Raw genomic sequence first — 7008 nt, 5'->3', positions numbered from 1 at the left:
TCTAGTCGCGAAGAAGTGCGGGACGACGTTGGGTGTCGGCGCGGTCATACGGAAGTGGGCTCTCGGGTGGTCTCGAGGTCGTTGAGCACCGCGAGGACCGGCCCCCAGCACATGCCGACAGTGTCGCGGTCCGGGATGACGCCGCGTTCTCGTTGTTTGCGCAGATGAACGAAGTTTCGGTACTCACGGACGATCGTCATGAAGTCGTGGGCGTCCATCTGGATCCATCCTCGAGCACGAGAGGTGTCCAGGAGCAGCGCAAAGCTGGCCCGTTCAGGCGAAACACGCCTCTCGCCCTGAGGGAAGCCCCGTTGCAGGCCGGGATCTCTGTGCGTGAGCACGTCGAGGAGGAGAGCTTCTGTGAAGCTGCCGATGCCGATGAGCGCCATGCCATAAGCACCGTGTCGCTCACAGATCTGCGTTTCAGTGACCCTCTCCATTAGTTTAGTTGCCGCAGGAACTCCTCGCTGCTGACGAGGGGGCGGATTCGCTCTTCCAAGCCCTCGGGAACAGAGAACACCGTGCTGTGACCGTCGGCGCTGACCTCTCCCAGGACAGGGCGTCGGGCAACGTAGGTCACGGCCAGGCCCTCGGCGGCGAGGAGGCTGTTCAGCTCTTGACGGATGAGGTCGGCAGAGGAGAAGCCCTCGTCGTATTCGAGCGGGTCACAGATGCGGCAGAGCAGCCTGCTCACAGCAGCATGGGTACCAGCGCCAGTCATGATGTCAGTGAGCCATACGATGCGGGGTGAGCCGTCGTACTCCGGAGGCGATGGCCAGGCCGCGCGTCGCAGTAGTTGTTCCAGCTGGTAGCCGCGGCGCTCGAAGGGGCCGTGCATGTCGACGATGAGACGAGCAACGCGTTCGAGAGTCAGGGTGTCGAGCGTGTTCGTCACTGTTGTTCCTTGTCTGCTGGGTGCTGGGCCTGTTCAAAGGCACGGGTGAGGCGTTCAGTGATCACGCGACCGCGGCGCTTGAAACCGAGTTCGGTGAGGGCCTGGCCTATGCGGGTGTCGCGATCGAGTTGGTATCCGTCGCTCAGAAGCCAGTTGGCCAGGTCGAGCAGATGGGTGTCGCTGTAGTCGCTGGTGCGTCTTCCTTGCGGCAAGGCAGGACGGTTGCCTCGATCGGCCTCGGGGGACGGAGCTGGTGCGCGGCGAACTGGGTCGGGGATAGGTGTACGGTCGGCTCGCTCCGTGGCGGCGTGCCAGGCGTCGAGGAGTCGGTCGAGTTCGGTGTGTGGATTGGCGAACCAACTGGACGCCCAGATGCGGTGGAAGTGCCATCCGAGTCGTTGCAGGTGTTCTTGGCGCAGTCGGTCGCGATCACGGGCGCTGGGAGCGCGGTGGTAGCGGTCGCCGTCCGTTTCGACGGCTAGGACCATCTGTCCGGGGCGGTCGCGGTGGTCAAGCGCGAAATCGATGCGGTAGCCGGAGACGCCCCACTGAGGTGTGACCGGGACATGAGCTGCTTCCAGAACGGCGAGGATCTGTTGTTCGAAGCCGTTGAGGTTCCAGTCGGTGCGTGCGCTGCCGGTGCACTGGACGTCTCCTCCGTGGGAGGCGTACTCCAAGAACGCACGGAGCATTTCGGGGCCGCGGTGCCGGGAGGCCAAGAGTTTGGATGGGTCGAAGTCGTGGTGGGTGAAGGAGGTGACGACGGTCATCGACTGGCGGGCGCGTGTGATGGCCACGTTGAGACGCCGCTCTCCCCCCTCGTTGTTGAGCGGACCGAAGTTCATCGCCAGGCGTCCGTTGGCGGCCTTTCCATAGCCGATGCTGAGGATGATGACGTCACGCTCATCGCCTTGGACCTGTTCGAGGCTTTTGGCGAAGAAGCGTCGGCGTGGTCCTGCTTCGGAACTGAAGTAGTCCTGCAGGTCCGGGTGGTCCTGCAGGGCTTGTCTCAGAGCGAGGTCGATCCGGTCTGCGTGGCGCTGTCCCATGGTGATGTCGCCGAGGCTCTGATGCGGTTTGTGCTTGGCGTGCGTCAGGGCGAGGTCGACGACGCGCTGTACTTCTTCATCAGAGGAGCCGATTGGCCGGGGCGGGCCTGGGCGTCGACGATGTCCAGGCGTAGAGGGCTGGCTTGAATGGTGCCCGGAAAGGTAACGGGTGTGTCGTTGTAGATGGTGTGGTTGGCGAAGGCGATGAGGCGTTCGTCGCGGCTGCGGTAGTGCCACTTAAGGGTGTGAACGGGCAGGCGGCTGCAGAGCATGTCGAGGAGGGACTCGAAGGCATCTGGTGCAGCGGCCCCGGGGTCTTCATCATCGGTGTTTTCGTCTGCACCGCTGAGAAGCTTCTGGAAGAAGGTTGTCGGGGGAAGCTGATGTGGGTCGCCGGCGACGATGACCTGGCGGGCGCGCATGATGGATGTGATGGCGTCGTGAGGAAGGACCTGGCTGGCTTCGTCGAAGATGACGACGTCGAAGAGGCGGGTGGCGGGAAGGACGCGGCTGACGACAAGTGGGGACATGGCCCAGCACGGCTTGACGGCCATAAGGACGTCCGGCGCCTTCTCAACCAGTCTGCGCAGGGTCAGGTGCCGGGATTTGCGGTGTGCCTGGGTGCGCACAAGGGAGTTCTGTTCGGCGTTGGTGTCGCGGGCTTTCCTCAGGCGGGTGGCGACTTCGTATCGGACGCGGGCAGGGTTGAGGTCGCGGTGAGCGCGGTCGAGTCGTTGGAACTGTTCGATCGTGTGGTCGTGCTCGGTTCCGGTGAAGGAGCGCAGATACGGGTGTTGCATGCGTGCCTCGTCGAGAACGGAGGCCCACCAGAGGTGGTTGAGGGTTCCGACAGCGACGTCGGGGGCGGTGTCGGCTTCGGCGAGCTCATCCAGGAGGTTGCCGAGCCCGGCCGACTCGAGGCGGTCGGTGAGCTGGTTGAGCTCGGGCATCCGCAGCAACGTCTCCCGGTCTTGGCCGAGACGCTGGATGAACCGGTCTGCCTCACCGGTGGAAGTGTTCTCCCAGCCGTCCCAGCGCGCACACAGAGCTACCGCGGCCAGCTGATTGCGCACTTCCGTAAACGAGGCGACGGCGGACGACAGCCTGGGAACAGCCCACGGGCTGCTGTCAACAGCCGTAGCCTGTTCCTGCCACCGAATCTTCTGATCGGCAGCCTCCATGAGAGCCGCGTGCAACAAGGGGCGGGGACGGCAGCCGTCCTTGGCCAGTCCTCGCGCTCTTGCTGTCAGTTTTCGGCGTTGCCGCCAACCGACCTTGAGTGAGTGTTCCTTGCGCCAGGCGCGGTCGGCAGTCGCAGCGATCATGTCGTTCAGTTCCGAGTCAAAGACGGCTGCCTCGAAACGGCTGAGGGTGGTGGTGACGTCATGTAGCAGCGTGAGGAGGGATTGCCATCCTTGGACGTTGTCGGCCCGTCGCAACCCTGCAGTGTCCACCAACTTCTCGACGGTGCTGCGGGCATCGGTCAGGGCACGGCCGGTGAGCTGGTCAAGGCTGGCTACGACAGAATGCAGTTCGCTGTCGGAGCGGACCGACAGGTGAGACCAGGGGGATGATCCACGCCGGACCAGGAGGCAGTTCTTGGACACGAGGGCGCGTAGGTCCCTCTCGGCTTGGAGCAGTTGCTCACCGCGGAGGCGGTGAAGATCGCTGCCGCGCAATCGCAGTCGGGTGTGCTGGTCGCGAGGGCTGGCCATGAGGTGCGTGATCAATCGGTGCGGGCTGATATCCCAGGGCGGCAGAGACTGGTGGAACTCCTGAACATGCTGCAGAGCCTGCTGACGATGGCCATCAAGGCTCCTGTGGAGATCGGCAAGGCGGGGTGGTGGCTCCTGTCCGGCGCGTTCCAGGGCCTCATAGAGCTGCTGGGCGGTCTGGCGGCGGCTGAGCCTGTTGCCATGCAGGTCGAAGACCAGTCCATCGAGGTCTACTTCGGCAAGGTTGTCCGTCACGGCTTCGATCGCGGCACGCTTTTCGGCGACGAAGAGCGTTCGTTTACCCAAAGCCGCGAAGGCGGCAATCAGGTTGGCGATGGTCTGGCTCTTGCCCGTGCCGGGTGGCCCCTCGATGACCAGGTGAGCGCCGGCCAGTGCGGCGCTGATGGCCCGTTGCTGAGAGCCATCAGCGTCACGGACGAGGTACTCCGACCGAGGTGTGATGGAGTCCGCGTTGGAGGGCACCCGGGGAACTGCATCTGCCCGCAGAGTACATTCGGCTTCCTTGTCGTTGGCCAGGGCCGCTACCACGGGGTGGCTCGCCAACAAGTCGACCGACTGGGCCAGGTCATTGACCATGGGAAGCCGGTCGAAGCTGAAGACACCAGCCACCACGCGCTCTTCCAGTTCCACATTGAGGTTGCTATGTGTGCAGGCCGCCTGCAGCACCTCATAGGCACAACGCGTACGATCCCCGGGATCCGCGCACTCGTCGATTGCGTTCGTTATCTTGTCGGTGAGTTCCTCGAGATCACCGTCCAGGCCGTACTGACGACTCAGCGCGTAGAGCAGCACTGGATTGATCTCGGCCTCGCCGACCCCTTCAAGAACGAAGTCGTTCTCGGTTGGGTGTAGCTCGTTCTGAGTGAGTGGCAGGCTGGCTGGTTCTGGTCTCCGTCAGCTGCTGGTTAGCCTCGGGATGTCAGTACTGCCGCTTAGCATCCGCAGCATGCGTGAGTTCTTCAGTGTGGGTGAGCGTCGGCTGTCGTATCTGGACTTCGGTGGTCCGGGAGTTCCGCTGTTGGCCTTCCACGGGCACTACAGCGAGGCGTCGGAGTTCGGGCCGCTTGGCGATGCGCTCGCGCCACGGTGGCGGGTGATCGCGCTCGATCAGCGCGGGCATGGGGAGTCCGACAAGGCCCGCAGTTACGAACGGGACGACTACGTCGCCGACATCGAGGCTTTCCACCGCCATCTGGGACTCGGCTCGGTGGCTGTGCTCGGCCACTCCCTGGGCGGCGTGAACGCCTACCAATATGCTGCACGGCATTCGAGCCGGGTCGCGGCGCTGATCGTTGAGGACATCGGCGCGGTGGTGACCGTGGACTGGTCCTTCACCGAGCGGCTTCCCCGCAACGCTCCGTCCCGCGAAGCCCTGATCACGGCTCTCGGCCCTTCGGCACCGTATCTGGCATGCTCCTTGCGGCCTGTCGGGGATGGCTGGGGCTTCTCCTTCGACCTTGACCACACGGTGTGGTCGCAGAAGGCACTCAACGGTGACCACTGGAGGGACTGGCTAGGGGTATCGTGCCCGACCCTGCTGATTCACGGGACACACAGTGACGAGTTGTCGGCCAACCATGCCCGCGACATGGTGGCCCGTTTCACCGGCCAGGCTCAACGTGTCGAGTTGGCGGCAGGCCATGTTGTGCACCATGACGCACCGGTCGAGTACGCCGTCGCTGTCCGTGCTTTCCTGTCGGGGCTGGTGGAGAAGTAGTTGGGTGCGGTCCTCCCTCCAAGTGAGATCGCGGTCAGGCCGTGAGAGCGTATCGGTGCTGGTCAGCTGGGTAGAGACGCTTATGTTCGGCGGCGAGGTGATGCTTCCAGTACGCCGGGAAGTCGTCGTTACTGATGACGGCGCGGAGGATGAGGAGGGCTTCGGCGCCGGGGACGCTCCATCTGCTGCCGGTGATGTCGAGCCGGTCGGCGATGAGGTGGCGGGCCGCGCCTTCGATGACGCCGCTGGCGATCGGCCAGTCGGCGGAGAGTGCCCGGTCGTAGTGGACGAAGTCGGCGTTGTTGTCGAGGTATTGGCAGGCTCTGTCGGCGGCCACCCGTTGATCACCGGTCAGCTTGCGGTGATCAGCCTCGGCGCGGATCTCGTCGGCGGCCTGCTGGGCGCATCCGCGAAGGATCCGGGCGGTCTTGACGGCGATCCAGTCCTCGGCGTCCGCATCGGCGGGGGCGTGGAAGCAGCGGGATGCGGCCCAGAGTTCCTCGATCACGTGGACGAGGTCGAGGACGATGTGGATGGTCACGCCGCGGCGCTTGGCCTCGGCCTGGATCAGGTCGAGTTGGTGGCGGGCGCCGTCGACGAGGACCACCCAGCACCGGCGGTGCTGCGGATCACGGGCCTGGGCCTGGTCGAAGGCGGCGGCGATGACGTGCTCGGGGGCGTGATCGACCGAACCTGTCAGCCACTTGGCCTGCGGTTTCGGCCCTGGCCGGGGTGCTCGCTCGCCGCTGCGGCCGCCGGGCGGGGCGATGATGTCGTGCGGGCGGCGCACAGCCGGGGCGGCGTCGTAGACGGCGGCTAGGGTCGCCATCCGCTTGCGTCCCGTCTTCTCGCCGGTGGCCAGGCGGGTGCGGAAGGTCCGCTTTGCGCGCTCGGCGGCCTTGCGGGTGGCTTTGCGAAGGTGGCCTGGGCGCATGACGATCCCTTTGCCGTCCACGGACAGCACCAGCAGCATGTCCGCGCTCTGCGGCGTGGGGATGCGGACGGCGTGGAACGCGGCCACGTCCACCGCCGCTGCCTGCACGAGGTGTTCGACCTGGCGTTTACCTACTACCTTCCCGCAGCAGCGGGTGATCGCCTCCGTCGCGGTGTCGTATGAACCGCGTACCGCCTCGAGCACGGCGAGCTTGCGTACTCCCAGGCTGTGCCGCTCGTGCGGTAGGCCGAGCACTTTGTCGGCCGGGTAGCAGTTGACCTGGCCCGGTGACCTGAGCGCGCACCGGGTGACCCTCACCGTCCCAAGGACGGTGGCCAGTTCGCGGTGATGTCCGCGTTCCAGGCGGGTGCGTCCGCCGGCCAGGGCCGCACGCGAGCACGGATTCAGCGCGGCCAGTTCCGCCTCCTCGGGGCGGGCCCGCAGATCAAGGTGGGCCTGCAGTAGCAGCCGGGCCAGCTCCCGGCCCCGCGCCGCAGCCATTTCCTCCACATCCTGATGAGGCAGGACCAGCACGGCGGAGCCGGAGAGATCGGAGATCAGCTGAGTGAAGAAAGAAACCGCGCGGGCAAACGGGTCAGCCATCGCGGCATGCTCGTAGTCTTCCATCGGGCTCTCGTTCCGGGGCATCGAATGGTTTCGTCACCCTCGACGCTAGT

Annotated in this window: 6 protein-coding genes; 1 reads left to right on the top strand and 5 read right to left on the bottom strand. The window is 65.2% G+C overall.

The annotated features are described in order from the left end of the window. Window positions 1-44 precede the first annotated feature (44 nt). Genes ACZ6BG_RS39075 through ACZ6BG_RS39060 form a run of 4 tightly spaced genes read right to left on the bottom strand, consistent with a single transcriptional unit; the run spans window position 45 to window position 4472 of the window. Complete coding sequence (locus ACZ6BG_RS39075; protein WP_469011140.1) at window positions 45-389, bottom strand: hypothetical protein; 345 nt, start codon at window positions 387-389, stop codon at window positions 45-47. 50 nt (window positions 390-439) lie between these two features. Beyond that, on the bottom strand, window positions 440-895 hold the full coding sequence (locus ACZ6BG_RS39070) for a hypothetical protein (RefSeq protein ID WP_469011138.1): 456 nt from the start codon (window positions 893-895) through the stop codon (window positions 440-442). Further along, window positions 892-1992 (bottom strand): AAA domain-containing protein, encoded by a 1101-nt coding sequence (locus ACZ6BG_RS39065; protein WP_469011143.1) that lies wholly within the window; start codon window positions 1990-1992, stop codon window positions 892-894. Before ACZ6BG_RS39065 ends, ACZ6BG_RS39070 begins: the two co-directional genes overlap by 4 nt. Next, a complete protein-coding gene (locus ACZ6BG_RS39060; RefSeq protein WP_469011137.1) occupies window positions 1989-4472 on the bottom strand; it encodes a DEAD/DEAH box helicase in 2484 nt (827 codons plus the stop codon). Before ACZ6BG_RS39060 ends, ACZ6BG_RS39065 begins: the two co-directional genes overlap by 4 nt. Before the next feature lie 154 nt (window positions 4473-4626). Here ACZ6BG_RS39060 and ACZ6BG_RS39055 point away from each other — a divergent pair, with 154 nt between their 5' ends. Beyond that, window positions 4627-5397 carry an alpha/beta fold hydrolase gene (locus tag ACZ6BG_RS39055; protein ID WP_469011135.1) on the top strand — a complete coding sequence of 257 codons (771 nt, stop codon included), beginning with the start codon at window positions 4627-4629 and terminating at the stop codon, window positions 5395-5397. A 34-nt stretch (window positions 5398-5431) separates the two neighbouring features. On the opposite strand, the gene ACZ6BG_RS39050 is transcribed toward ACZ6BG_RS39055, so the two are convergent. Beyond that, on the bottom strand, window positions 5432-6958 hold the full coding sequence (locus ACZ6BG_RS39050) for an ISKra4 family transposase (protein WP_469011133.1): 1527 nt from the start codon (window positions 6956-6958) through the stop codon (window positions 5432-5434). Window positions 6959-7008: the final 50 nt, after the last annotated feature.

Source organism: Streptomyces sp. NPDC041205 (assembly GCF_055591765.1).
This window is presented reverse-complemented; position numbering and strand designations above follow the sequence as displayed.